The sequence below is a fragment of the Nocardia sp. NPDC059240 genome (assembly GCF_042753865.1).
Taxonomy (GTDB): Bacteria; Actinomycetota; Actinomycetes; order Mycobacteriales; family Mycobacteriaceae; genus Nocardia.
Window position 1 is genome coordinate 403,546 of record NZ_JBHZAC010000002.1, and the last position, 25,485, is coordinate 429,030.

16 protein-coding genes and 1 pseudogene are annotated in these 25,485 nt (G+C 68.2%); 8 read left to right on the top strand and 9 right to left on the bottom strand.

What is annotated here, in order from left to right:
* Nucleotides 1-85: 85 nt before the first annotated feature.
* The 3 genes from ACFXHA_RS07495 to ACFXHA_RS07505 all read right to left on the bottom strand — a co-directional run bounded on the left by ACFXHA_RS07495 (nucleotide 86) and on the right by ACFXHA_RS07505 (nucleotide 11,539).
* Nucleotides 86-9,430 (bottom strand): amino acid adenylation domain-containing protein, encoded by a 9,345-nt coding sequence (locus tag ACFXHA_RS07495; RefSeq protein ID WP_379354029.1) that lies wholly within the window; start codon nucleotides 9,428-9,430, stop codon nucleotides 86-88.
* A 226-nt stretch (nucleotides 9,431-9,656) separates the two neighbouring features.
* Nucleotides 9,657-10,637 (bottom strand): LuxR C-terminal-related transcriptional regulator, encoded by a 981-nt coding sequence (locus ACFXHA_RS07500; protein ID WP_379354031.1) that lies wholly within the window; start codon nucleotides 10,635-10,637, stop codon nucleotides 9,657-9,659.
* 59 nt (nucleotides 10,638-10,696) lie between these two features.
* A complete protein-coding gene (locus ACFXHA_RS07505; protein ID WP_379354033.1) occupies nucleotides 10,697-11,539 on the bottom strand; it encodes a M23 family metallopeptidase in 843 nt (280 codons plus the stop codon).
* Between the two features lie 198 nt (nucleotides 11,540-11,737).
* Here ACFXHA_RS07505 and ACFXHA_RS07510 point away from each other — a divergent pair, with 198 nt between their 5' ends.
* Entirely contained in the window at nucleotides 11,738-12,781 is a 1,044-nt protein-coding gene (locus ACFXHA_RS07510) for a nitronate monooxygenase (RefSeq protein WP_379354035.1), read from the top strand.
* Nucleotides 12,782-12,838: 57 nt separating this feature from the next.
* Nucleotides 12,839-13,231 carry an SCO5389 family protein gene (locus ACFXHA_RS07515; protein ID WP_379354037.1) on the top strand — a complete coding sequence of 131 codons (393 nt, stop codon included), beginning with the start codon at nucleotides 12,839-12,841 and terminating at the stop codon, nucleotides 13,229-13,231.
* A 51-nt stretch (nucleotides 13,232-13,282) separates the two neighbouring features.
* Here the strand turns inward: ACFXHA_RS07515 and ACFXHA_RS07520 are convergent, their stop codons facing one another.
* From ACFXHA_RS07520 to ACFXHA_RS07530, 3 genes are all read right to left on the bottom strand, one after another.
* Entirely contained in the window at nucleotides 13,283-14,680 is a 1,398-nt protein-coding gene (locus tag ACFXHA_RS07520) for a serine/threonine-protein kinase (RefSeq protein ID WP_379354039.1), read from the bottom strand.
* A 73-nt stretch (nucleotides 14,681-14,753) separates the two neighbouring features.
* On the bottom strand, nucleotides 14,754-15,137 hold the full coding sequence (locus ACFXHA_RS07525; RefSeq protein ID WP_379354041.1) for a hypothetical protein: 384 nt from the start codon (nucleotides 15,135-15,137) through the stop codon (nucleotides 14,754-14,756).
* Between the two features lie 136 nt (nucleotides 15,138-15,273).
* Nucleotides 15,274-15,453 carry a hypothetical protein gene (locus tag ACFXHA_RS07530; RefSeq protein ID WP_379355073.1) on the bottom strand — a complete coding sequence of 60 codons (180 nt, stop codon included), beginning with the start codon at nucleotides 15,451-15,453 and terminating at the stop codon, nucleotides 15,274-15,276.
* Between ACFXHA_RS07530 and ACFXHA_RS07535 the strand changes: the two are divergent.
* Nucleotides 15,421-15,984, top strand: a pseudogene (locus ACFXHA_RS07535) (DUF222 domain-containing protein); the annotation flags it as partial. The gene ACFXHA_RS07530 and the pseudogene ACFXHA_RS07535 overlap by 33 nt on opposite strands.
* Before the next feature lie 106 nt (nucleotides 15,985-16,090).
* Complete coding sequence (locus ACFXHA_RS07540; protein WP_379354043.1) at nucleotides 16,091-17,356, top strand: HNH endonuclease signature motif containing protein; 1,266 nt, start codon at nucleotides 16,091-16,093, stop codon at nucleotides 17,354-17,356.
* Between the two features lie 71 nt (nucleotides 17,357-17,427).
* Here ACFXHA_RS07540 and ACFXHA_RS07545 read toward each other — a convergent pair whose 3' ends face one another.
* On the bottom strand, nucleotides 17,428-19,044 hold the full coding sequence (locus tag ACFXHA_RS07545) for an acyl-CoA synthetase (RefSeq protein ID WP_379354045.1): 1,617 nt from the start codon (nucleotides 19,042-19,044) through the stop codon (nucleotides 17,428-17,430).
* Nucleotides 19,045-19,125: 81 nt separating this feature from the next.
* Nucleotides 19,126-20,397, bottom strand: coding sequence for a hypothetical protein (locus tag ACFXHA_RS07550; RefSeq protein WP_379354047.1), 1,272 nt, complete (start codon nucleotides 20,395-20,397; stop codon nucleotides 19,126-19,128).
* Nucleotides 20,398-20,546: 149 nt separating this feature from the next.
* Between ACFXHA_RS07550 and ACFXHA_RS07555 the strand changes: the two genes are divergently transcribed.
* From ACFXHA_RS07555 to ACFXHA_RS07570, 4 genes are all read left to right on the top strand, one after another.
* Nucleotides 20,547-20,924, top strand: coding sequence for a YybH family protein (locus ACFXHA_RS07555; RefSeq protein WP_379354049.1), 378 nt, complete (start codon nucleotides 20,547-20,549; stop codon nucleotides 20,922-20,924).
* Nucleotides 20,925-21,032: 108 nt separating this feature from the next.
* A complete protein-coding gene (locus ACFXHA_RS07560; RefSeq protein ID WP_379354051.1) occupies nucleotides 21,033-21,395 on the top strand; it encodes a hypothetical protein in 363 nt (120 codons plus the stop codon).
* Between the two features lie 188 nt (nucleotides 21,396-21,583).
* The gene (locus tag ACFXHA_RS07565; protein ID WP_379354987.1) at nucleotides 21,584-22,783 is read left to right on the top strand and encodes an FAD-dependent monooxygenase; all 1,200 of its coding nucleotides are present in this window, start codon (nucleotides 21,584-21,586) and stop codon (nucleotides 22,781-22,783) included.
* A 69-nt stretch (nucleotides 22,784-22,852) separates the two neighbouring features.
* On the top strand, nucleotides 22,853-24,529 hold the full coding sequence (locus ACFXHA_RS07570) for a methyltransferase (protein ID WP_379354053.1): 1,677 nt from the start codon (nucleotides 22,853-22,855) through the stop codon (nucleotides 24,527-24,529).
* A 44-nt stretch (nucleotides 24,530-24,573) separates the two neighbouring features.
* On the opposite strand, the gene ACFXHA_RS07575 is transcribed toward ACFXHA_RS07570, so the two are convergent.
* Nucleotides 24,574-25,440, bottom strand: a complete 867-nt coding sequence (locus ACFXHA_RS07575; protein ID WP_379354055.1) for an Ig-like domain-containing protein — start codon at nucleotides 25,438-25,440, stop codon at nucleotides 24,574-24,576.
* Between the last annotated feature and the right edge of the window lie 45 nt (nucleotides 25,441-25,485).

Here is a 25,485-nt window from a genome sequence, read left to right on the forward strand (position 1 = left end):
GCACGGTTCTGCGCGATCACCTCGGGCGAAAGCGCAGAACCGGCCCCGAACCTGGGTATATCCCCCTCGATTAACCGGGTATTTACTATTCCAGCGACCGCGTGGTAGTGACCCATGGAACAAGTGCGGCAGCAGCATCCGCCGACCCGTCATCGACGATGATGGCCTGCAGATCTTCGAGCGGTTCCGACCCCAGACCGTCCAGTCCGGATTGGTCGCTGAACAGATGCGTCACCCACTCGTCGGCCAGGGCCTCGGCCAGTGATTCACCGGCACCCACCGTCATGATCACCACCGACGCGCCGTTGCCGCCGGCCGCGAGCACCTCCACCACGGAGGCGGGCGAATCGGAACGACCCCGCCGCCAGGTCCGCGACTCGAAGGTCAGTTCGGTGTCGGCACTGATCGTGCTGACGAGTTCGGCGAGCTCGTCGTAGGTCAGCACCCGCGCACCGCTCACGAACGCGGGATCCCCACCCTGCAGGGCCCGGGTCCGGCTGGCGTAGGTCACCGGACGCGGTGAGGCGGCGGCGATCTCGGCGGCCAGCGCCGGATCGGTGAGCACCAGCCAGTCGACATCGGGCGCCGCGCCGCCGGCCTCGGCCGTCAGCCCCACCTTGATCACCAGATCGGCGGGCAGGGCCGCGCCGGAGACCGGCACGATGGCCGCACCCGACTTGAGCACCGCCCAGGTGGCCACGACCGCCCCGATACCGCGATCGAGGTGCAGTGCCACGCCGGTGCCCGGCCCGCAACCACGGCCGATGAGCACCCGCGCGAGTCGCGAGGAACGCGCGTCGAGTTCCTGATACGACAGCGTGCCGTCACCCCACACCAGGGCGGGGCCGTCCGGATCGTCCTCGACCGCGGCGGTCAGCAACTGCGGCAACTGCGTGCCCCGGGTGACCGCGGCGTTCTGCACCACCGGCGCGGCGGGCTGCGCAGCCGCCTGCGCCCCACCCAGTTCGATGGCCCCGACGCGCTGGCGCGGATCCGCTGCCACCGCCGTCAGCACCCGCACCAACCGCTCCCCGAAGGTCGCGACGGTGGGCTCGTCGAAGATGTCCGCGGCGTAGGTGAGCGCACCGGCGAGCGCGCCGACCACGCCGTCCTCGGTCTGTCGCGGATCGATCGTCACCTGCAGATCGAACTTGGCCGAGACCGCGCCGGTGTCGAGCGCGGTGATGGACAGCCCGGGCAGTTCCAGCCCGGCCTGCTCGGTGTTCTGGAACGACAGCACCACCCCGAACAGCGAATCCTGGCCCTGCGCACCACGATCGGGCGCGACCACCTCGACGACGCGCTCGAACGGGATGTCGGCATTGCCGTAGGCGGCCAGATCGGTCTCGCGCGCGGTGTCCACCAGATCGCCGAACGCGGCCGCCGAATCGACGGCGGTGCGCAGCGCGAGGGTGTTGACGAACATGCCGACCACATCGTCGAGCACCCGCTCACCGCGGCCCGCGATGGGCGAACCGATGGTGATGTCCCGGCCACCCGAGAGCCGGGCCAGCAGCGCGGCCAGCGCGGCGTGCACGACCATGAACAGGGAAGCGTTGTGCTCGCGGGCAATCCGCAGCAGACCCTCGTGCACCTCGGCGGGCACCGAGAAGGTGGTCGCGCCACCCTCCATGCTGCGCACCGCGGGCCGTGGGCGGTCCAACGGCAGGCCGAGCACGGCGACCGCGCCCGCGAGCCGATCCCGCCAGAACGCCAATTGCTGTGCGGCGACCGAGTTCTCGTCGTCATCGGCGCCGATGACCGCGCGCTGCCAGAGCGCGAAGTCGGCGTACTGCACGGGCAGCGGCGTCCAGGCGGGCGAATCACCCTGCGAGCGAGCCACATACGCGAGCATGATGTCGCGCGCCAACGGAGCCAGCGAGACCGCGTCGCCGGTGATGTGGTGCACCACGACGACCAGGTAATGCTCGGTGCCGCCATCGGTGCACACCAGCGCCCGGATCGGCACCTCGGCCGTGACATCGAACCCACCGGCCAGTACCCCGGTCATCAGGTTCAGCGCATCGGCCAGCGGCTCCACCCGCAGCACATCCGCGACCGGCAGGATCTCCTGGTACGCAATGCCGTTCGCGTCTGCCGGGTAGCGGGTCCGCAGCGACTCGTGCCGTTCGATCACGTCGGCCACCGCCGCGCGCAGCGCCGCGATGTCGAGATGGCCCGAAAGCTTCAGTGCCAGTGGAATGTTGTAGGCGGGCGACTCCGGATCCAGCTGGTTGAGGATCCACATGCGCTGCTGCGCCAATGACAGCGGCACCCGTTCCGGGCGCTCGCCAGCCACCAACGGCGGCCGGTGCGCGGCCGCGCCGGTCACCACGCGCGCGGCCAGATCCGCGACCGTGGACGCCTCGAACAGCTCCCGCACCGCGAGATTCGCGCCGAGCGCCTCGTTGATCCGCGCCACCGCCCGGGTGGCCAGCAGCGAGTTGCCGCCGAGGGCGAAGAAGTCATCGTCCACGCCGACCTCGGCCGCACCGAGCAGGGCCGCGAATTCGGCGGCCACCACGCGTTCGGTCTCGGTGCGCGGCGCGCGGAACTCGACGGTGCTGACCGTCTCCGGCGCGGGCAGGGCCTTGCGGTCCAGCTTGCCGTTCGGGGTCAGCGGCAGCACGTCCAGCGCCACTAGCGCGTCGGGAACCATGTAGGCGGTGAGGAACTCGCCGAGCAGGGTCTTGGCGGCCGCCGTATCGAGCGTATTGCCCGCCTCGACCACCACGTAACCGACCAACTGATCGACGTCATTGTCGGTGCGCACCAACGCCACCGCCTGGCTCACGCCCGGCAGTTTCAGCAGTGCCGACTCGATCTCGCCGAGCTCGATACGGAAACCGCGCAACTGCACCTGCTGGTCGCTACGACCCGCGTACTCGAGGTTGGCCTCGCCGCCGATACCCACCCAGCGGCCGACGTCGCCGGCCCGGTACATCCGAGATCCGGGCTCCCCGAACGGATTCGCCACGAACCGCGCCGCGGTCAGGCTCGGCCGCCCCAGGTACCCGCGCGAGAGCTGCCCGCCATCCACATAGATCTCACCCGCGACCCCGACCGGTGCCGGATGCAGCCGCTGATCCAGCACACGTGCGCTCAGCCCCGGCAGCGCCCGGCCGATCATGCTGCTGGGCAGCTCGGCCAGCTCCTCGTCGAGGGCCAGGAACGACACGTGCACCGTGGTCTCGGTGATGCCGTACATGTTCACCAGGCGCGGCGCGTCGGACGGGTGGCGCTCGTACCAGCGGCGCAGCTGCCGCAGATCCAGTGCCTCGCCGCCGAAGACGACGTAGCGCAGCGCAAAATCGCCCGGCCCGGCGGCCCGGTCGGCCTCGGCGAGCTGATAGAACGCCGACGGCGTCTGGTTGAGAACGGTGACCCGCTCGCGAATCAGCAACTCGCGGAACTGTTCCGGCGACCGCGAGGTGAGGTGATCGACCACCACGACCGCGCCGCCGTTGGCCAGCGCGCACCACAGTTCCCACACCGAGAAGTCGAAGGCGAACGAGTGGAACAGCGTCCACACGTCATGCTCGTCGAAGTCGAAGTGCGCCTGCGTATTCGCGAACAGCTCGACCACGTTGTGGTGAGTGACGCCGACACCCTTGGGCACGCCCGTGGAGCCGGAGGTGTAGATGACATACGCCAGCTGATCGCCACGCAGCGGCGCGCGCCGATCGGCATCGGTGACCGGGGCGTCGGAGAACTCGCCGAGTTCCTCGAGCAGCACCACCGGAATATCCCCGGCGGGCACCGCATCCCGTTCCGAACCGGTGGTCAGCACGCACACCGGGCGAGAATCGCCGAGCATGAACTCCAGCCGCTGCGCGGGATAAGCGGTATCCACCGGCAGGTAGCCCGCACCCGAGATCAGCACCGCGAGCAGCGCCACCGGCAACTCCTCGGTACGCGGAACCGCCACCGCCACCAGCGATTCCGGTCCGGCACCGGACGCGATGAGCGCCCGCGCCACCCGGTTCGCGCGCCGCATGAGCTCGCCGAAGGACAGCGTGGTGTCGCCGAAGCGCACGGCCGGAGCATCCGGATACCGCGCCGCCCGCGCCCCGATGAGATCCACCAGCGTCACGTCGGGCACCGGAGCGCCCGGCGTATTCCACTCGTGCAGAACGAGATCCAGCTCACCCGGCGCATACAGGTCGATATCACCGACCACGGCGTGCTCGTCGACCGCGACGGCGGACAGCACCCGGGTCAGGCGATCGGCGAAGTCCTGCACGGTCGCGGGTTCGAACAGATCGGTGGCGTAGGTGAAGGCCAGCGCCACCCCGCCCGGCCGGTCCGTGACGTCCAGCCGCAGATCCACTTCCGCCACACCGGCGGAACCATGACCGGCGGCAATCAACACCTGGAAAGGCGGATGACCGGCCGCACCGCGCACGGCGTCGAGCACATCGGTGAGCCGCTCGGTACGCCCGAACGCGTCGGCATCGGCATGCCGCACGGCATCGAGCAGCTCGGCGAACCGGACACTCGGATCGATCTCGGTCCGCAGCACCACCGCATCCGAAACACTCAGTGCCCCAGCCTGATCCGCTCCGATCGCACCCATCGCGATCTCGCCGGTCCCGCCCGAGAGCCGCGACAACAGCACCGCGAACGCCGTCCGCACCACCGTGAACACGCTCGCGTCGTGCCGCCGCGCCAGCCGATCCAGCCCCGAGTACACCTCGGGGAACAGCTCGAAATGCAGCTCGTTGCCGCGCCGCGACGCCACCGCCGGACGCAGCCGGTCGGCGGGCAGCTCCAGCCGCCCGGCAGGCGCACCGGTCAGCCACCAGTTCGCCTGCGGTACAACGATATCCGTCGAGACCCCGACGAACCGCCCGACGAGTCCCCGCAGCAGATCAGCGAGCGCACCGGCCGTAGTCCCCGACACGGTGTCGCGGCGGTGCCAGACCTTGAACTTCAGCGTCGCACCGGATTCCACCACCACGGTCACCGGGTAGTGGGTAAAGGTCACGCCCTTGAGCCCGGCCACCTCCAGCCCGTCGATATCGCTACCGGCCTTCTGCAGCCCCTCGGCGTCCACCGGGTAGGACTCGTAGGCGACCAGCGAATCGAAGGCCGCGCCGGTCCCGGCCGCGCTCTGGATCTCGGCCAGTCCCAGGTAGTGATGCTCGAGCAGGCCCGCCTGCTCGGACTGCACGCGGTTGAGCAGTTCGCGCACGGTCCATTCCGCGTCGAAACGCACCCGCACCGGGATGGTGTTGACGAACAGGCCGATCATGTCGTCAACGCCGTCCAGTTGCGGCGGGCGACCCGAGACCACCGCGCCGAAGACGACATCATCACGGTCGGTCAATGCCGCCAGCACCAGCGCCCAGGCCGCCTGCACCACCGTGTTCACGGTGACCTCGGCCCCGGCCGCGAAGGCCACGACGGCGGCGGTCTCGTCCGTGGAGAGCTCGAATTCGATCTCCCCATAACCGATTTCGGAGTCCTCGGGCCGCGCCAGCACGTTCCCGATCAGCGTGGGCCGGGCACCGGTCAGGGTGGTGGCCCACTTCTCCAGCGTCGCGTCCCGGTCCTGACGCGAGAGCCAGGTCAGGTAGTCGCGGTACGGCCGCACCGGCGGCAGCAGCGACGAATCGCCGTGCGTCGCATAGAGGATCAGCAGATCCTTCATCAACAGCGGCAGCGACCAACCGTCGAAGAGCAGGTGGTGCGTGGTGAGCACGAAGTGAATGCGCCCGGTCACGGTGCGATACACCGTGAATCGCATCAGCGGAGCCAGTGCCGGATCGAAACGAGTGCGCTGATCGGCCTCGAGCAGACCGGGCACGTCCTCGTCGGCCACATCCGTGACCAGCTGCCACGGCGCTTCGAGCCCGTCGATCACGACCTGCACCGGCGTCCCGTCGGCGGCGGGCACGAATGCCGCCCGCAACGAGGCATGCCGATCCAGAATCGCGCTCGCCGCCCGGCGCATCCGATCCAGATCCACCGTGCCCGCCAGCTCCAGCGCGAACTGGGTGACGTAATCGTCGGTGGCCCCGGCGGTCAGCTGGGCGTGGAAGTACAGCCCCGACGCCAGCGGCGAGAGCGGCAGCACATCCGACAGCCCCGGGTACTCGGCACGCCAGGAATCCAGCTCGACCTGGGTGGCTCGCACCAGCGGGACGTCCGAAGGCGTCAAACCGCCTGCGGCCGGGTCCTTCACGTGGCGGGCGACCGCGCCGAGCGCGTCTACCCAGTCCTGTGCCAGTTCGCGCACGGCGTCCTCGTCGAGGATGTCGGCGGCGTACTGGAACGACACCGACATGCGGGGACCCGCCTCGCCGTCGGTGACGATGGCATTGATGTCGACGACGGTGCTCACCGGCATGGCGAGATCCTGATCGACGTTCAGTTCACCGAGCGCGTCGGTGGGCAGCCACCCGGCACCCGTGGGGGCCTCGGTGATCTCGGCGGTGGACACGCGGCCCAGGTAGTTGAAGCCGATCTGGGCGACGCGACCCGACAGCTCACCGGCGGTCACGGCATCCAGATGCCGCAGCATGCCGAAACCGATGCCCTTGTCGGGCATGGCAAGCAGCTGTTCCTTGATGGACCGCATGACCCCGGCGGTGGCAGCGCCACCCTCCAAGGCGGCCGCCGTATCCACCCCGGTCAGATCCAGCGCGACCGGATAGACCGTGGTGAACCAGCCGACCGTCCGCGTGATGTCCGCGCCGGGAACGACGCTCTCCTCACGACCGTGGCCTTCCATCCGGACCCGGGTGACCGGCGAGTCGACCCCGCGCCGATCCCGCCACGACCGCACGGCCAGCGCCAGCGCCGCCAGCAGACCGTCGTTCACGCCACCCCGGTACAGGGCCGGAACCTCGGTGAGCACGGCCTCGGTGACCTCGGCCGGAACCTGAATATTGAAGCGCCGCACCGTGCGATAGGTGTCGACGGCCGCGTCCAGCGCCCGCGCACCCAGCAGCGGATCCGGCGAGGCGAGCGCCGTGCGCCAGTAGTCGAGCTCCTCGCGACGGCCTTCGGCCACCTCGCTCAGCCCGTACGACCAACGCCGGAACGAGGTTCCGACGGCAGGCAGCGACGGCCGCTGTCCGGCGGCACGCTGCACCGAGGCCAGCACCAGATCCGAGATGAGAATGCGCCAGGAGACACCGTCGATGACGTAGTGGTGCGCCGCGACCAGCAGCACATCGGTGGCATCGGGCCGGCGGACCCAGGTGAAGGCGACCATCCGACCGGCCTGCGGATCCAACGCGGCCAGCGTCGAATCCATTGCGGCACTACCCGATCGGGCCAGCTCATCACCCTCGAGCCCCGCCGGCAGTGTCACCTCGGCGATCAGCGCATCCGCATCCAGCCCCTCGGCCGGAGGCACCTGCAACGTCCAGCCTTCACCCGCCGCGACCAGCCGCGCCCGCAGCACATCGTGGTGCGCCAGCACCGCCGCCAGCGTCTCCGCGATCCCGGCCCGGTCGATGCCGTCGGGCATCGCCAGCACCATGCTCTGCGAGAACCGCTGCGACACACCATCGGCCAGGTACTCCGCGAGCACCGGCGTCAGCGGAATCTCGCCGACCCCGCCGCCGGCCAGCTCCTCCAGCTTGACGATTGCCGTCTCGTCGCCGACCACGGCCACCTTGGCCAGTCCGGCCACGGTCCGCTGCTCGAACACGTCCTGCGGGGTGAACACGATGCCCGCCGCCCGCGCCCGCGACACCAGCTGGATCGACAGGATCGAGTCACCGCCGATGGCGAAGAACGAATCGTCGGCGCCGACCGATTCGGCGCGCAGCAGCTCCGCGAACAGCTGCGCCAGTTGCGTTTCCACCGGGCCGGAAGGTGCCCGCGTACTGGTGGCCGGGAACTCCGGCTCGGGCAGCGCGGCCCGGTCCAGCTTGCCGTTGGCGGTCAGGGGCAGCTGGTCCAGCACCATGATCGCGGACGGCACCATATGGGCAGGCAAGCTCTGACCGACATGCTCGGCCAACGCCGCAGTATCGACAACGTGCCCCGCCGTAGGCAGCACATAGGCCACCAAAGCCGTAGCGCCCGAAGGCAATGTCTTACCCATCGTCACCGCGAAATCGACATCCGCATGCGCCTCGAGCGCATTGTCGATCTCGCCCAGCTCGATGCGGAACCCGCGGATCTTCACCTGGAAGTCCGAGCGCCCCAGGTACTCGATGACGCCGTCCTCGCGGCCGTACCGCACCAGGTCGCCGGTCCGGTACAACCGCGCGCCCGGGTTCTCGGCACTGCCGAACGGGCTGGCCACGAAGCGTTCCGAGGTGAGCCCCGGCCGCCCCAGATACCCCTGTGCGAGCGCGGGACCCGACAGATACAGCTCGCCGATCACGCCCGCGGGCACCGGCCGCAGCCGGGTGTCCAGCACGAACGCCCCCACACCCGGGATCGCGGTGCCGATGGTGATAGGTTCGCCCGCCACCATGGCGGCGCTGCTGGTGGCCAGGATGGTCGCCTCGGTCGGGCCGTAGCCGTTGTAGAACGCCCGCCCCGGCACCGCCCAGCGCGATACCAGTTCCGGACCGAACTTGTCACCGGCAACGACCACGACCTTCAGATCGTCGAGCCCGCTCGCCTCCACCGACTCCAGCGCCGCGGGAGTGATCAGCATGTGTGAAACGCGTTCGCGCCGTAGCAGTTCGGCCAGGTCGCTGCCACCGAAGACGGTCGGCGGCGAGACCACCAGGGTCGCGCCGGAGGAGAAGGCCAGCAGCAGTTCCAGCACCGAGACGTCGAAGTTCGGCGAGCACACGTGCAGCACCCGGGCATCCCGGTCGATGCCGTAGTGCTCACGCTCGGCGGTGATCAGCGCGCCCAGACCGGTGTGCGTGACCACGACGCCCTTGGGGCGGCCGGTCGAACCGGACGTGTAGATGACATAGGCCGGATGCTGCTCGGTGAGCGCGCGCACCCGGTCGGCGTAGGAGATGGGGTGCGCGGGCCGCGCCTCGATGCGCGCCTCGACCTCGGGATCGTCCAGCACCAGCCAGGAGACGCCGTCTCCGAGCTGCGCGCGATGCGCCGAGGTGGTCACGCCGAGCATCGCGCCCGAATCGGACAGCAGGTACTCGATGCGGTCCGGCGGATACTTCGGGTCGACCGGCACATACGCCGCGCCCGCCTTCGCGATGGCCCACACCGCGAGCACCGATTCCAGCGAACGGCTGATCCCGATGGCGACCACGTCGCCCGGGCCGACCCCGGCGTCGATGAGTTCGCGCGCCAGCCGCGAGGAGATTTCGTCGAGTTCCCGATAGGTGAGTTCCCGCTGGTCGGCGGGTGTACCGGTCGGGTTGAAACGGATCGCCACCGCATCGGCCGCAGCCTCGACCGAGGCGGTCAGAAGCTGCCCGAAGAGCAGGCTGCCGGACCGGCGGCGACGACTACCACGAGCTGAACGGCGGGCAGTATCCATTCGAGTGTATTCACCTCTCGCGTTCATCAGGTTCCGCCCGGCCGAAGCGAATTCGACATCCACGCACGACACACGACGATGCTGTCGACGGTGGTGGCGGCGGTCCGAGCAATCCTATACGGGTGCACCGGTGCAGAATTACTGCCCGAGCTCTCTACACACACCCATCGCCACGAGAGCGGTACCGCGTTGCACCTTCGTCAACGCGAGTGAAATAGCCCACAAATCACAGCCAGCCCCGGCGGGTGGCCTGCACTCCCGCCTGGAACCGGGTGCTCGCGCCGAGCCGTTCGAGCAGGCTCGCGGTGCGGCGCACCACCGTCCGGCGGGACAACCCCAGCCGCCGCGCGATGGTGTCGTCGGTCGCGCCCATGCTCATCAAGGTCAGGATCGCCTTGTCGCGCTCGTCGAGCGCCTCCGACGGATTCACCGAGATCGGCGTGGACATCAGCCACAGCGCGTCGAACGTCTTGACCAGCAGATCCAGCGTCGGAGACGGGCCGACCCGCACACCCATCGGATCGCCGCGGCGTTCGTCGGTGTGCAGCACCAGCACCGCGCGCCGATCGTCGGCGACGATCAGCTTCATGGGCGGATCGGGCAGCGTACGGGCCTGCGCGCCAACCGCATTGGTGGCCAGCACGTGCCGCAGCCGCTCGGGGTCCTGGTAGATGGTCTCCTGGTACAGGGTCCGGTAGTCGATACCGGCCTGGATGCGCGAGGACTTGAGCTCGAACATCCGCTCCTCGGTCTCCACATCGGAGAGGAACGGGCCGCGCTCGACCACCTTCACGCAGGTGTGCGCGGTGTGCTGCAGGTCCTCGAAATCGGCCAGCAGCTGGCGGCGTTCGTAGACGGCCACCACCGCGCCGTCGGCATCGGTGGTGCGGCGCACCGAGCGGAAGGTCTCGCCCAGGCGGGCGGCGGCCGACTGCATGCGCAGCATGTCCTGATTGCGGCGTCGAGTCTCGGCCTCCGACAGGGCTTCCGGGGCGTGCGCGTCGAAACGCACCACGCCCTTGCCGTCGGTGAGCCGGACCACGGCCTCGAGCTGGCACAGCGCTTCGAGCGCCGTCTCGATGACGCGCGGTGGAATGTTGAGTCGCTCGGCGACCTCGAGAACGGTCGAACGCGGGTGCTGAATGAGCACCCCGTAGGCGCGGCCGTGCAGGGAGGCGGGGTCGAAGAGATCGTCCAGTGTCGTCACCGCGCCCACCGGCATGCGCCGGTCCGGAAAGCGTCCGTTGGTCGGAAGCGGTGAACGATCTACTGGTCCGGGCCCCACTGCTGCTGCATGAGAACGCCCTTGCTGGCTAGCCATGGCAGCGGATCCATCTTGTTGTTGGCGGCGTCCCAAATCTCGAGGTGCAGATGGGGACCTGTGGAATCTCCGCGGTTGCCCACGGAGGCGATGACATCGCCGGTGTTCACCCGCTGGCCCGTGGTCACGTACATGTCGTTGACGTGGCCGTAGACCGCGGTGGTGCCGTCGTCCTGCTTGACGCGCACCCAGAGCCCGAAGCCCGAGGCGGGGCCGGCATCGATGACCGTGCCGCCCATGACGGAGTGGATCGGGGCGCCGATCGGGTCCGCGAAGTCGATGCCGTAGTGCATCGCGCCCCAGCGCATTCCGAAGCCGGAGGTCAGCGGGCCGTCGACCGGCTTGACCACGTTCGGGCCCGGATTGAGCTGCTGCTGGAGGGTTTTGAGAGTCTGCTCGGCCTGCTGCAGCGGCGCGGAGACCTCCGGCGGCAGGTTCTGCAGGCCGAAGGGGGCCGGGTCGGCGGGGGTGGCCGCGGCGACCGGCTGGGCCTGGGGCGCGGCATCCGCGACGGGCGCAGTGTCCTTGGCCTGCTTCAGCTCGAGGTCGGTGTTCTCGGCCGCGAGATCCACACCGACGGTGGTCGGGGTCTCGTCGTGGGTCGGGAGCAGCGGGGCGGCGTGCGCGAGAGCGGGGACCAGCTGGGTCGCGGTGCCGATCAGGGCTCCGGCGGCGACGGCCATGCCCGCGGCGGTCTTCACACGATCGGTGGCGGAGGGGTCGGCCCGGTGACGTCGGCGTGATGAGGTGCCAGCACGGCCGGCACCGGAATCACCAAGCAAATCCATGACTGTTACGGAGTTCGCGGTCGTTCGGTGGTGCGGCACTGCAAGTCCTAGCGTTCGGTGGGTCCGGTAACGATTCGGCATCGCTGTGACGGAAACTGTACTCGGTTGTGACCGAACCGCAACCTTTTGTGCGATAACGCCAGCTGGAGCACTCGAACCCTTGATCACAAAAGGTAACCGACGGGGCACACTTGTGACATGGTTCTCGACGAGTTGGGTACGCCGATAATTCTTGCCCCGATGGCCGGTGGGCCGTCCACTCCGGAGCTGGCCGCGGCCGTATCCGATGCGGGCGGACTGGGATTCATCGCCGCCGGATATTTGCCCGCGAGCGAGCTGGGCGCGCGGATCAAGGCCACCCGAGCGCTGACCACCAAGGCGTTCGGGGTCAATCTGTTCTACCCCTCGGAACCCAGTCCGACCGCTCGGTTCTCTCCTTATATAGAGGAGCTGTCGCGCGAGTTCCCCGTGGGCGACGCGAAATACGACAGCGACGACTGGGAGGCCAAGCTCGAACTGCTGGTCAGCGAGCCGGTCGCGGTGGTGTCCAGCACCTTCGGCTGCCCGACGGCGGCGGAGATCGCGCGCCTGCACGCGGTGGGGTCCGAGGTGTGGGTGACGGTCACCAGCGCGGCCGAGGCCCGGCACGCCGTGGCGGTGGGTGCGGACGTGGTCGTCGCGCAGGGCGCCGAGGCCGGCGGGCATCGCGGAACGTTCGTGGACGATCCGGCCGATGATCTCGCCGATCCGCTCGGGCTGCTGACGCTGGTGCAGTTGCTGCGGGCCGCGGTCGAGGTGCCCGTGGTGGCGGCGGGCGGGATCTCGTCCGGGGAGGCCCTGGCCGGAGTGCTGGCGGCCGGTGCCGCGGGCGCGCAGATCGGGACCGCGTTCCTGCGCTGCCCGGAAGCGGGGACCGCGCCGCTCATCCGGGCGGCCATCACCGCCGACACCCCGACCATGCTGACGCGGGCCTTCACCGGCCGGCTCGCGCGCGGGCTGCGCAATCGATTCATGGTGGAGCACTTGGACGCACCCGCCGCCTACCCCGAGATCCATTACGCCACGGGACCTTTGCGGGCGGCCGCACGAGCCGAGGGCAATGCCGACGCGGTGAACCTCTGGGCAGGTCAGGCGCATGCGCTGGCTGTCGAGCTACCGGCCGGCGAGCTGGTCCGCAAGCTGTCCACGGATGCGAAAAATGCTCTGGAGCGGGCACTTTCGTTGCGAATCCAGAGTTATTGACAACGTTTTCCATCTACAATCGGCTGACACCTTCCGCCATCCCATGAGGAGAGCGATATGTCACTCGACGTACCCACCGCACTACTCGAGCGCGCCGAACGTGGTGAGGTCAGCGACGCAGAGTTCGTCGAATGCGTCCGCAACTCGCTGCCCTACGCCTACGAGGTCGTCAGCCGCGTCGCCGCCGATCTGCGTTCCGGCACGGAAGAATACGCCGACAACACGATAGCCCCGCCCGACGAGACCGCCCGCGGCCAGCTCTTGCGCGCCATGGCCTCGGACGCGATCCGCGGCGGGCTGGAACGCCACTTCGGCATCAAGCTCGCCTTCCAGAACTGCCACCGGGTCGCGGCCTTCCCGCTCGCCTCGGTCGGCGGCGACACCTACAGCACGTTCATCTCCACCCGCGCCCAGCTGCTCAACCAGAGCCCGGAACTCCGCAACTGCTGAGCGCTCGATCATGAGGCGGCGCGACCGAAACCCGGTCGCGCCGTTTCTTGTTCAGCGGCGGCGCTCCGATCGGAACTTGCGGACCTCGCGAACACACAGCCAGACGAAACACGCGAACGGAACGACGAAGATGAACCAGGCCAGGATTGTCGTTCCGATGCCACCGAAACCGTTGGTGACCGTCACACCGATGGTGCCGATCGACATGATGCCGAACAGCAGGGTCAGCAAGCCGAGGATCACCCACCACACCGGCTGCCATGGTTTGATGCGCGACTGCACCTGTCGCGGCGCGGTGTAGCCGGTCGGGCCGAACGCGTACGGCGAAACGTATCCGGTCCCGCCCGAAGGCATTCCGCCCGGGCGCGGCATCGCATCCGAGTGCGAGCGCGCGTCCGCGGTCATACCGCCGTAGGCCATCGCGCCGGGAGGCGGCGTTGCGCCGGGTACCGGTCTCGGGCCAGGTACCGGTGTCGGGCCGGACGGATAGCGGTTGTAGGGCGAGGACGTCGGTCGCGCGGCGGGCGGCGGGGTCGGCACGGCGCTGTAGTCGCGGAACGGTCCTCCGCCATCCCATTTCGCGGTCGGGGCGGAGCGCTGCGGGGGTGCGGGGCGGGAAACCGGCGCGGGCGGACGGGAATCCAGCGCGGACCGGGCGGCGGCGGCCAGGGCTCCGGCGCTCGGGAAGCGGTGGGCCGGGTCCTTCGCCATGCCGCGCGCGATGACACTGTCCATGGCGGCGGGGATCAGCGAGCTGTGGTCACTGGCACGAGGCGGCTCGGCGGTGATGTGGGCGGCCATCTGCTGCACCGGGTCGGAGTGGGCGAAAGGCTTGATGCCGGTGAGGACTTCGAAGAGCAGGCAGGCCAGGGAGTAGACGTCCGAGCGTAGGTCCTCGGTGCCGGAATAGCGTTCGGGAGCCATATAGGCCCAGGTCCCCACTGCCACACCGGTTGTGGTGATGGTGGCCTGGCCGACACCACGGGCGATACCGAAGTCGATGAGATAGGCGAACCCGTTGGGCAGGGTGAGGACGTTGGAGGGCTTCACATCTCGATGCACCAGCCCGGCCTTGTGCGCGACATCCAGGGCCTCGGCGATCTGAGTGACCAGATCCACCGCCCGCTTGGGCGGCAGCGAAACCACCTCGCGCAGGATCTTGCCCAGGTCCGAGCCGTCCACCAGCTCCATATCGATATAGAGGCGACCGTCCAGCTCGCCGAAGGCGTGGATCGGGACGATATGCGGTCCACGCAACCGCGCGGCCAGCCGGGCCTCCCGCTCGAAACGGCGACGATAATCCTCGTCGCTGGCCAGCTCGACGGGGAGCAGCTTCAACGCCACTTCCCGTTCGAGGTGGGTGTCTTCGGCCAGCCACACCTGACCCATCCCGCCCCGACCGATCAGGCTCCGGAGCCGATAATGGCCGAGTTGACCGTCCCCCGGCACATGCCCTCCCAGTTCTACCGCTTGTGCGAGGTGCTCAGCATACGGCGGCAGGGCTCATCCGGACAGCGCAGCGCTATGCGCGATGGCAGTTGTCCACGGTGTTCGTCGCCACCGGATCATTGGCTGCCTGACCCCACGCGAACACCTCGACATGAAGTTTGCACGACACCCGGTCACCGGACTGCAGACCCGCGATCGTGGGGACCGGCGGCAAGCTGACACTCTGCTCGGCCCTTCCCGTGAGCGCCAGACGCGGCGTCTGCGCGGGCACGCTGACGACGAAACACGGCGAGCCATCCTTGCAGTCCGCGATGAAGGACATCTCCCCATCCCACGTCGAATCCCCCACCTGACCCGCCAATCTGTACAACAACCAGAAGCAGGCTCCGACCACGATCGCGATCCCGGCCATCACGCCGACCAGTACCGCCACCGCATCCCCGAGCATTTTCCGCATATCGCCCTCCCCACCGGGAGATCCCCGGTCTGAAATCCGAGGCTATCCGCTGATCGCGTGGGACTTCAGATCGAATTGTGGAGATCTTGCACGAATGCCTTTGATAGCCAATTATTTACAGCGCGTGTTGCTCGAATCATGCTGTTGTGTCGCGTGATTCGAAACTATGATCGATTGTATGACTGATATCGCAGATGAAATGGCCACCGCGCAAGCGGTTGTCGCGCATCTGCGTGAGGTGCACCAGCAGATTGCTGCCCTGCAATCCGAAGAGGTCACGTTGATGACCGCCCTCTACCACCTGCGTCGCACCCAACAACTCGACCTCGGCGTCAGCAACCTCAACGCCGGCGAGGACACCGCCACCGAAATCGGTATCGCACTGAAGGTTTCACAGGCCACCGCGGACGGTCTCATCGGTTTGGGTTTGGATCTGGAGAACCGCTGCACAGCCACCCGCGACGCTTTCGCCGCCGGTCGCATCGACCTGGCCCAGACCCGCGCGATCACCAAGTCGCTCTCCAACGCCTCCGACGAACTGCTGGCCGAGCTGGAACCGAACCTGGCCGCGTATGCGGAAAAGGCCGACCCCCAACGCATCCGCCGCACCGCCCGCCGCCGCCTCCTCGAAATCGACCCGGCCGGTCAAGCCGCCCGCCGCAAGTCCGCCGAGGCCGACCGCTACGTCTCGATCACCGCCCACGACGACGGCACCGCCCTCCTCGACGGTGTCCTGCCCGCCGCGGGCGGCCAAACCCTCTACGAGCGCCTGCGCGAAATGGCCTCTCGCGAGTGCTGCGGCAAGGACCCGCGCACTGTTGCCCAACGCCGCGCCGACGCCCTCGTCGCGCTGGCCGACGGCACCGGTCGCCTGATCTGCCGGTGCGGCCACGACGACTGCCCCCCGCGCCCTCGTCGGCGAAACCCCGGTCCCCCGCAAAGCCCTTGTCCAGGTGGGCGTCTCGGCCGAAACCCTGGCCGGTCTGCAAGACAACCCAGCCCTCCTCTCCGGTCTCGGTGCCATCGACCCCGATCTGGCGCGTCTGATCGCGCGTCACGCCCGCTTCGAAATCATCACCGACACCACCCCGCACGCCCTCACCGAGACTGCTGCCGGTATTGCAGAAACCGGCTCCGCCGCCACGACTGCCCCCACCACAGCCACCATCCCCACCCTCGCTACGGTCGGGCCCACCGCGACCGCCGCCGGTGCGGAAACCGGCTGCGCCGCCCCGACTGCGGCCACCACCCCGACCGTCGCCACCGCCACTCCCGTCGCTGCCACTCCCGTCGTAGCAGCCCATATCGCCACCACCAGCCACACCGCCCCCAGCGCTGCGACTGCAGGTAGTGCGGAAACCGGCTCCGCCGCCACGACTGTCACCGCCGCAGCCGCCATCACTGGGTCGGCCGCGATCCCCGCCACCACCACGACCGGGCCCACCGCCACCACCACTACCCACACCACTATCGCTCGCCGCGCTACCCCGCCTTGCACCGAACCGACCACCAGCCGACCGGCCGCTCCCCGGCAGGTCCACAACCCCAACGCCGCAACCGAACTGCGCTACCGCCCCGGTGCCCGAACCGCGCGGCAAGCACGTGCGATCGACGGGATCTGCCGTGCGCCCGGCTGCTACATCCCCGCTGCCGCCAGCGATCTCGACCACCAGGACCGGTTCGACCACACCAACCCGCAGGCCGGGGGCCGCACCACCGAGGACAACCTCGGGGCACGTTGCCGCCGTCACCACCGGCTCAAGACATTGGCCGACAACCATGCCAACGGGTGGGAAGTCCGTCACCACCCCGGGCGCGTGGTCGAATGGCGCACGCCCACCGGGGAATCGGTCACCACCGAACCCGAAGGCAGCCTCTACCTCTTCCCGACCATCGCCGTGCCGCCGGTCACCGCCGCCGGGGTCCCTGACGCGGAGCCGACCGGGTCGATCTTCGATCCGGGTGTCGCGGTCAACATCATGACCGAGCTGATGCAGGTCTACACGACCCCGTTGCAGCGTCGGGAGCAGGCACGCGCCCTCGCTTCGCGTCGGGCTCGGATCAACATGTATTCGGCGGCTCGAGGCCAGGTAACTCGGGGGGAAGACTACTTGCGTGATTGTGCTGCAACGGGATTGCGTCGAGGTGGGATGTACCAGGCAGTGTGGTTGCGTCGCCTGCCCTACCGGACTTTCGCTGACGCGACTTGGGAGACGTAACCTCGCCTACCGGCCCACGGACTGCACGGATCACCTTTCAGAGACAAGACACGAAAGACGCTGTTGGGGGGTCAGGCTTCCTGGAGTTTGCGTTTGAGGACCTTGCCGGTGGGGTTTCGGGGGAGTTCGGGGAGGAAGATTACTTCTCGGGGGACTTTGTAGCGGGCCAGGTTTGATTTTATGAAGTCTTTGACTTCGGTTTCGGTGCAGGTTTGGCCGTCGTGGACTACTACGAAGGCTTTGAGGCGGGCTCCGAATTGGGGGTCGGTTATGCCGATTACGGCTGCTTCGCGGATCGAGGGGTGGGTGTAGAGGAGTTCTTCGACTTCTACGGGGAAGACGTTTTCGCCGCCTGAGATGATCATGTCGTCGTCGCGGCCGTCGATGAAAAGTCTTCCCTTGCTGTCGAAGTGGCCGACGTCGCCGGAGGACATCAGGCCGCGAATGATTTCCTTGTGGCCGCCGCCGGTGTAGCCCTCGAACTGGATCGTGTTGCCGACGAAGATGCGGCCGACTGCGCCGTTGGGTACCGGCCGGCCCCGGTCGTCGAGGATCTCCACTCGTGCACCGAGGACCGGTTTGCCTACGCAGCCGGGCTCGTCGGCCAGGTCGGCGGGGGTGGCGATGGTGGCGTAGGCGACCTCGGTGGAGCCGTACAGGTTGTAGACGACGGGGCCGAAGGCGGCGGTGACCTCGCGGCAGAGTTGGGCGCCCAGTTGGGAACCGGCGACGAAGATGATGCGCAGGGCGGACAGGTCGTGGCCGGTGAGGGCGCGGCCGCCCAGGTCGATCATGCGGTTGAGCATCACCGGGACCACGATGACGGTGGTGGCCTGGTGTTCGGCCATGGAGTCGATGGCGGCCTGCGGGTCGAAGCGGCGGCGGATCACCAGGGTGGAGCCGAAGCCGAGAGTCAGCATGGCGCAGGCGAATCCGAGGGTGTGGAACATGGGGGCGCAGCATTCGGTCACCTCGTTCACGCGGAACGGGACCTTGGACAGCAAACCGCCCAGGGACGCCAGGGATTTCGGCTCGGCGCGCGGCGCGCCCTTCGGGGTGCCGGTGGTGCCGCTGGTGAGCAGGATGATGCGGGGTTCCGCGCCGGGGGAGGGTGGGGCGTCGGGGGAACCGGTGGCGATCAGGTGGTCGAGGCTGTCTTCGCGGGGTCGGTCGGTCCACGCCCGGTAGCTGCCACGACGGGGGTGTATCTCGTCGAGCATGTGGGCGTACTCGTCGTCGTAGACCAGTAGGTCCGTGCCCTCGCGGGTGGCCACGTCGCGGATCTGGGGGCCTGCGAAATCGGTGTTGAGCAGGATGATTTTGGCACCGCATTTGGCGGCGGCGTAGATGGCGTCGATCAGGCCGCGGTGGTTGCGGGCCAGGATCGCCACGCCCTCACGGGGTTTCAGGCCGCGATCGCGCCAGGCGTTCGCGAGGCGGTTGGAGCGATCCTCGAGTTCGGCGAAAGTCAGCTCGCCGAGCTCGTCGATGAGCGCCGTGCGGCCGCCGAATCGGGCCGCCGACAAGCGCAATGCCGCGGCCAGCGTGCCGTAGCGCAATAGGGATGTGGCGGCGGCCAGCAGGACGGTCGGCGATTCGATCCGCACCATTCCGGCTTGCAGCGCCAGCCGCGCCGATTCCGCTTCCAGATAGGCCCGCTCCCCTAGCGACCGCACCGAGTTCAACACCCTGGACCTCCTCGTCCACCCCTGCAGATTGAGGGCATCTGCCACCAAACTAGCGGCACGGGGGCGGGGACGCGAGGGGAACTAGGAGGACGCCACGCGCCATGCGTAGGAACTCGTCATTCCAATCTGCGTGCAGAAGAGACCCTGACCAGCCTTGTTCTTGGCCACCCGGCCTGCTTGGCTTGCAGTGCAGGATTCTCCGGTTTCGTGTGTGCCGCTGACCGGAGTCACCTTGCCCCACTGCATCCTTCGCCCCTCATTGGCGGTGGAGCAGAGCAACGTGCTGTCATCGGCGGCCGTGCTGAATTGACCGATCTCCTCCTGCTCGCATGGCCCGCCATCTGCGTGTGGGCCCTCATCGAGCCAGCGGTAGGCACCGGCGTCACCGGCGACATCGCAGGTCAGCAACACACCATTGACGTCCTTGGTCTGCTGGCCCGCTGTCTGGCATTCCTTGCCGGAGACGGCCTGGGCGCTGCTCGGCGCGGAAGTGGTGGTTGTCGCGGACGCGCCGCCGCAGCCGTAGGCGATGGCCCACTCGGTGGCGTCGGTCCTGGTGAAGCAGCCGAACGGGACCGGGCCCGCCGAGCTGAGTTGCACTGCGGTACCGGCGGACTCGTCGGCGCAGAGCAGGCCGGTTTGGTCCATGCGGCACTCGTAGGCGTCGAAAGTCAGTGTGGTGCTGTAGGCGAGTGTGCTGCCGTAGCCGAGGGTGAACTGGCCGGGGTCACCCGCTATGCGGCCGATGCCCGCGTTCGGACCGGGATAGTCCACCCAGTCGCCGTTCCATTCCCCGTGTGGGTGCGAGGCGGGGCGCGGTGCTGGGTTGTCGAAACTGACCATGCAGGCCAGTCCGTGCATGTAGCTGGTTGCGGACTTCATCGGGGTCATGCACTGGATCTTCTTGGTAGGACTCACGAAGGCGATGCCCACGTCGAGATCCGACTTCGTGCCGTCGGTGGCGGTCGCGGTGTGGAAGTTCGCCGCATCCACCGGGGTACCGGCCCGGATCCAGGCGAGCACGGTCGACAACGATGCGCCCGCGGCGGGCGCGGCCGTCGGCGCGACGGCCGCGGCCGAGGTGGCAGAGGGGGCGGCCGGAGCGGCGGATTGTGTTGCAGCCTCGGTGGTTCCGGACTTCTTGCCGAGCTGGCTGCCGATCAGAACGCCAACCACCGCGAGCACCACGACGGCGATGGCGGCCGTCGCACCGATGAGCAGATTGCGTGACCGCTGGGCTCGCTTCGGCGCGGGTCGCCGGGTTTCGCTCGACGGTTCGAAGTCGCCCGTGACCACCTCGAACACATCGGTGTCCTGCGACCACAGGTCATCCTGCCGACCATATCCCGGCATCGGCGTACCCCAATTTTCTTCCCGCGCGGGCACTTCCGATCCGTCCCGCCCCGATCCGAAGCATACGGGCGGAGATCAGGTCCGTTTTTCACCATGACGTGTCCTGTATGCACCTCGCCTGCGGGCCCCCGCCCGGCGACGATCGGGTCATGACAACGATTACCGATCCGGCCCAGCTCCCGGCCCTCTTCGAGGAGCGTTTGAACGCGGGCGATATCGAAGGCGTGCTGGCGCTTTTCGCACCCGACGCCGCCATGCGCACGACGACGGGGGCGGTGATCTCCGGTCCCGACGCACTACATCAGGAAGTCTCCGGCACTGTCGCCGCGCGTGGCCACCTCACCAATGTCGGCCGGCATGTGCTGGTGGCCGCCGATACCGCGTTGCTGGTGACCGATTGGACGATGGAGATCGACACTCCGGACGGGGTTCGCGTCGCACCCACCGGGACCACGGCCAATGTCGCTCGTCGGGTCGCGGATGGTGAATGGCGGTTCGCGCTGCTCAATCCGCTCGGGACCGCTTGATCGGATCCACAAATGGGGGATGTACCCGATGTCTTTCCTTGTGCGGCCGCGATAGCTTGGAAATCGCTATTGCCTCATGATGCCAGCTAGACACCGTGGAGGAATGACATGAAGAAGTCGATCGGTATCGCTGCACGCGTTGCCACCGTGGCTGTTTCCGGGTTGGGATTCGCGGCTGTTCTCGGGTCCGGCACCGCACAGGCCGCGCCGCAGGATTGCCAGGTACAGAAGGGGCTGTTCGACGCCTCGGCGGTGTGCGCTCCGGACGGTGGATCGAACTACGTGCTGCACCTCGACTGTGTCGGTCTGTATGCCAGTGGGCCGTTCCCGCTGTATGCGATCGGTCCTTACAAGGTGCTGAGCTATCCGTTCACGCCTTCGGGGGACCGGATCACGGCGGCCTGCACGGGGATGGGGCCCGGCATTCTCGCGGTCGCGACCAATGCGTACGTCGAGGTCTATTACGGCTGAGCCGAGACGAGGCGGTCGGCCGACCAGATTTTTGTCCATGAATTCCGGTTTGTCCCAATAGCATTCGACACGTGCGCGCCGCGCCGAGGAAGCTCGTTATCCGGCTTATTCATGGGCTAACATCCAGCAACTGACAGGAGTTCTGCCTTCCGCCTCATCCTCGACTAGGACGGCCCTCTTTGATCGACATGCAGTCGGCGCGTACGGGAACACCCGGCGTCGATGCCGAGGTACTCGTCCTGGGTGCGGGACCGGCCGGGCTGGTACTCGCGAATCTATTGTGCGCAGCGGGAATTCGGGTCACGGTGCTGGAACGGCAGCGCCGTGATCGGGTCGAGAACCGGGCGCGGGCAGGCTTCCTGTCCCCGGACAGCGTGGATGTGCTGCGCACGCACGGGCTCGCCGGTGGGCTCGATCGACTGGGGGCCGTGCATGACGTGTGCGAATTCCGCAGTCCGGAACAGCATTTCGAATTGCGCTACGGATCTCTCGGCTCCCGCCGGCCGCACACCGTGTATCCACAGCAGTTGCTGGTGACCGATCTCATCGCGGAACTGCTGCGGCGCGGTGGCACCGTGCATTTCGACACCGTGGTGGAAGCGCTCGGCGATCTGCACACCGATCGACCCCGAGCGCTGGTTCGCGCAGCTGGCGGGCGAACTCGCAGTTACTCTGCGAGGTACGTGGCAGGCTGCGACGGCTCGCGGGGAATCTCGAGTGCGACGGTGCCCGCGGCCGTCGCTACCCGGGACCACGACATCACCTGGCTGGCCCTGCTCGTGCAGGCGCCGCCGAGCTCGCCGAATGTTCTCTACGGCGTGCATCCCGACGGATTCGCGGGGCAGATGCCGCGCAGCCCGGACATCACCCGCTACTACCTGCAGTGCGATCCCGGTGACAGCGCCGAGGATTGGGATGATCGGCGGGTTTGGCAGGCGCTGGACCGGCGGCTGGACGCACCGCGGCACGGCGCACTTTCGCAGGGGCCCATCGTGGAACGCGGTCTGGTGCGGCTGCGCTCGGAGATCCGGGATTCGATCCGGTACGGGCGGCTGCTGCTGGCCGGTGATGCTGCGACCGCGATCAGCCCGTCGGCGGCGAAGGGCGCGAACCTGGCCATCATGGGGGGCGAGCTGCTCGCGCAGGCCCTCTCGGCCGACCTGGTCGACGGCGATTCGGCACCACTGCAACGGTATTCGGCCGACTACCTGCCGATGATCGAACGCGCCCAGGAGTTCTCGCACTGGATGATCGATCTGCTGCATCCGCCCGCCACCCACGACCCACAGGCCGCCTACCAGCGCGTTCTGCGCCGCGCTCGGCTACACAGCCTGGCCACGTCGCCCGCGCATCAAGAACTGTTCGCCCGCAACTACGTCGGTCTCTGAACCACGTCGGTCTCTGCCGCACGTCGGCATTCGCATTTCACCAGGAGTAAATCCCAACCAGGAGGACGCGTGTCCCGCTCGCTGGCTGTACCCGCATGTCTCGACCCGATCGATCTCGAACAGCTCTGTGCGGCAATCGAGTTCGTGCGGACGCATGACACCGATGCCGTGCTCTCGGCCATGCTTCCAGCCCTCACCGCGGCCGAGGCGGCGGCGATGGCGGCCCGCTGCCGGTTCTCCCATACCGCGCTGCTCGTGTTTCCCCGCGACCTGAGCGAGCTGACCACCGCACTGGAAAGCCTTGGCCTGACGGCAGATCCGGATATTCCGAGCATGGTGGTACGCGGGCGGCTGGCCGCTCGGCACGGCGTCTCGCAGCAGCGGCTGGACGTGCGGATCGTGCGCGCGCCACTGGCCGGTGCCGACGGACACCCTTGCACCATCGAAATTTTCGCGGTGTCGGCGGATACCGATATCACCGCACTCCGGCACGCGGAACGAGCTGCCGGGCACGAGAACCATCTGGCCCTGGACGTCGAGGCCGTCGATACCGTCGAGCTGGCCGGATTGCGGACACTGCTGCTACAGCGTGGCGGAATGCGCAGTGACGGAGGCGGATACAACGGCCACGAGGACGCCACCATCCTCTACTTCCGCACCAGCGCGCCCGGCCGACCCTATCGACGCCTGGAACTGCATGTCGCCGGGCAGCATTCGCCGCTGCTGGCAACGCATCTGGCCGCCTCCCACGATGCCCCCACCCGGTTGCTGCGACTGCTCACCGGAGCCTGGACCACGCAGGCCCTGGCCGCCACCGCCACCCTCGGCGTGGCCGACCAGCTGGCCGCCGCGCCCGGCCGCGACATCACCGAGCTGGCCCGTATCACCGGCACCGACCCCGACAGCCTGCACCGATTGCTGCGCTACCTCACCGATCTCGATATCGTGCGCCCCCGCGGCGCCGGCTACGAACTGACCGAAACCGGTGCGCTGCTGCCCGTCTCGGCCGACCAGTCCCTGCATCCCCTGGCACGCCTCTACGGCGGGGCCTTCTACCAATCCTTCGCCCACCTCGACCACGCGGTGCGCACCGGCACGGCAGGCTTCGACCATCATTTCGGCCGACATCATTTCGAACATTTCTCCGCGACTCCCGAAAGCGCGGAACTCTTCGACGCGGCAATGGCGGCCGGCGCCGGCATCTTCGGACAGGTGAGCGAACTGATCGACCTCACCGGCGAGCCGACCATCGTCGACATAGCCGGTGGCAACGGCACCCTGCTGTCGCGCCTACTCCGCGCCGCCCCGCAGGCCAGAGGGATCCTGTTCGAGCGGCCATCCACCCTGGAGATCGCCCGCGCCGCCCTCGAACGCTCGGGGTCCCTCCCCCAATGCGTCTTGCTTCCAGGTGATTTCACCATCGAGGTGCCCACCGGCGGCGACATCTATCTACTGTCGCGGGTCCTGCACGACTGGGACGACACCCAATGCGCCCGTATTCTCCGCAATTGCGCCGCGGCCATGCCCGCCCACGCAAGCCTCTACATCATCGAACGTCTACTCCCCGACGACGCGGCCGCTTCCCTGGCCTCCGCCTTCGACATCCACATGCTGTGCAATGTCGGCGGCCGTGAACGCACCCGCGAGCACTATCGCGAACTGCTCGCCGCCAACGGGTTGAGTCTGTGCGAAACCCGTAGCCTCCCGCTCGATTTCACACTGCTGCGAGCCGATCCGACGGGCTAGCCGGACTTGCGGTCGGGGGGCGTGCCCCCGACCGCGTGGTGTGGCTAGCCGCCGAAGGAGCCGGTGCTGGGCTTCGGGGTCGGGGTGGGCGTCGGGGTGGGGGCGGCGTTGACCGTGACCGACTGGGTGGTGGTCGAGCCCGCGACACCGGTGCGGCCGGAGAAGGTGGCCGACATGTTGTAGGTGCCTGCGGCGCCGGGGGTCCAGACGATGGAGGCGGTGCCACTGGCGGATACCGGGATGTCGCCGAGGACCTGATCGCCGGCCTTGAACTCGATGGTGCCGCCGGCGGCCGCCGGGGAGACGGAGGCCTGCAGGGTGACCGCCTGGTTGACCTGGACGGCGCTGACCGGGGCGAGGGTGGTGGTCGAGACCGCGTCGCTGGAGACGGTGATGGCCGGGCCCTTGTCGGTGTAGTTGCCCGCGCCGAGGGAACCGTTGTAGTTCATGGAGGTCGGCAGCGCGGTGTCGCGGGCGCAGTTCACGCCGACCGTGTACTGCACCGAGAAGGTCTGCGACTTCGGCGAGATATTCGGGTACACCGGGTATTTGGTGATGCCGAAGGAGGCGCTGACATAGTTCGCGTTCGAGGTGTCGATCGAGACCTGATCACCACCCATCGTCGCCGAGCCGGAGACCGGGGTGAGACAGGCGGGGTGCGCGTCCTGAATCGAGTAGATGTACTCGACCGGGATACCGGTCCGCTCCCACATCGTCGTGACGGTGATGGTCTCGCCGGGGATCGGGTTGGTGTCCGAGACCGTCCGGGTGAACTTGCTGTTCCCGTCGCTCCAGGTGATCGTCCCCGACGCGGCCGAGGCCGTGCCCGGAATCATCGTGACCGCGAACCCGGCCGCCACGGCGAGCGCCGCCACCGAACCGGCCGCCCGCCGAATATTACTGTCCACCATCGTGTCTCCCACTTGCACCGGGTGTCCCTCGACATGGTCGCCGAG

Excerpts from the sequence above, each read along its gene's own strand:
- ACFXHA_RS07550 (WP_379354047.1), bottom strand. The coding sequence starts at position 20,397 with ATGCCGGGATATGGTCGGCAGGATGACCTGTGGTCGCAGGACACCGAT.
- ACFXHA_RS07555 (WP_379354049.1), top strand. The coding sequence starts at position 20,547 with ATGACAACGATTACCGATCCGGCCCAGCTCCCGGCCCTCTTCGAGGAG.
- ACFXHA_RS07515 (WP_379354037.1), top strand. The coding sequence starts at position 12,839 with ATGTCACTCGACGTACCCACCGCACTACTCGAGCGCGCCGAACGTGGT.
- ACFXHA_RS07505 (WP_379354033.1), bottom strand. The coding sequence starts at position 11,539 with ATGGATTTGCTTGGTGATTCCGGTGCCGGCCGTGCTGGCACCTCATCA.
- ACFXHA_RS07495 (WP_379354029.1), bottom strand. The coding sequence starts at position 9,430 with ATGGATACTGCCCGCCGTTCAGCTCGTGGTAGTCGTCGCCGCCGGTCC.
- ACFXHA_RS07565 (WP_379354987.1), top strand. The coding sequence starts at position 21,584 with ATGCAGTCGGCGCGTACGGGAACACCCGGCGTCGATGCCGAGGTACTC.
- ACFXHA_RS07525 (WP_379354041.1), bottom strand. The coding sequence starts at position 15,137 with ATGCGGAAAATGCTCGGGGATGCGGTGGCGGTACTGGTCGGCGTGATG.
- ACFXHA_RS07575 (WP_379354055.1), bottom strand. The coding sequence starts at position 25,440 with ATGGTGGACAGTAATATTCGGCGGGCGGCCGGTTCGGTGGCGGCGCTC.
- ACFXHA_RS07510 (WP_379354035.1), top strand. The coding sequence starts at position 11,738 with ATGGTTCTCGACGAGTTGGGTACGCCGATAATTCTTGCCCCGATGGCC.
- ACFXHA_RS07560 (WP_379354051.1), top strand. The coding sequence starts at position 21,033 with ATGAAGAAGTCGATCGGTATCGCTGCACGCGTTGCCACCGTGGCTGTT.